At 62.9% G+C, this 1,132-nt stretch carries 1 pseudogene; it reads right to left on the reverse strand.

Features of this window, described 5'->3' with window-relative positions:
• Positions 1-20 precede the first annotated feature (20 nt).
• Positions 21-1,132, reverse strand: a pseudogene (locus ACUCV3_RS27285) (IS30 family transposase); the annotation flags it as partial.

Genomic DNA, 1,132 nt, shown 5'->3' on the forward strand with positions numbered 1-1,132 from the left:
GTCCGCAATCCACGGTGGGTTCAACGGGTGGCGGCAACACATGCTTGGAAACGCTCTGCGGGCGTTTGATATTCGAGCGTTTTCCTTGGCCGTTCGTTGAGTTGCCGTGCAACGGCACTCAGCTTGGCCTGGCTGTATAGCGACAGATCGGTTCCTCTGGGGAAATACTGTCGCAGCAGGCGATTGGTGTTTTCGTTGGAGCCGCGCTGCCAGGGCGATTGCGGGTCGCAGCAATAGACTTCGACATCGGTAGTCAGTGAGAGACGCGGATGATCGGCCAGTTCCTTGCCGCGATCCCAGGTGAGCGACTTGTAGAGTTCGCGCGGCAGGCGCTGCGTCTGCCTGATCAGCGCCGACACGACGCTCCTGGTGTCCTTGTTGGTGACCTTGACCAGTATCGCGTAGCGCGAATGCCGTTCGACCAGCGTCGCGATGTGGCTGTTCTTCGTGCCTCCGATCAGATCGCCTTCCCAGTGGCCGGGAATGGCGCGGTCCTCGACCGAGGCGGGGCGTTCGCTGATCGACACGGCACCCTTGATCTGGCCGAGGCCATTGCGCTTGAGGCTGGCGTGCCGCGACCGGCGGATGGTGCGCCGGGCGCGCAGATGCTCCAGCAGTTCCTTCTTCAGAACTCCCCGCGCCTGTATGTACAGGCTTCTGTAGATGGTCTCGTACGACACCTGCCTGTGCGGCTCCTGCGGAAAGCTGTGCCTGAGCCACCTCGCAATACCATTTGCGGCGCAGCTTGACCGATACCGCCTGTGCCAGTGACGGCGAGCAAGCCAGTTTGCAGGGCTTGGGCCGCAAGGCACGGTCCCATGCCGCCTGATCGGACGCCGTCGCCCGATACCGTGCAACACCGCCATTACGCCTGACTTCGCGACTGATCGTCGAGGGCGAGCGACCCAGTCGCCGTGCTATCGCACGCAAGGGTTCTCTGACGCTCAGGCCCCGCGATATCTCCTCCCGCTCGGCAAGGCTCAGCGCACGACTGCAACGCTTGCGAGCGGCGGGCCGGATGCCGCCGGTCGGCGAAATCACCGAAAATACCGACGAAGACTCTCGATCAAACCTTCGCCCGATCGAACTCATCGATTCCCCGCGCTGCCAGCAATCCCATATCCCCGCTCGC

The organism is Sphingobium sp. VMM, assembly GCF_056790315.1.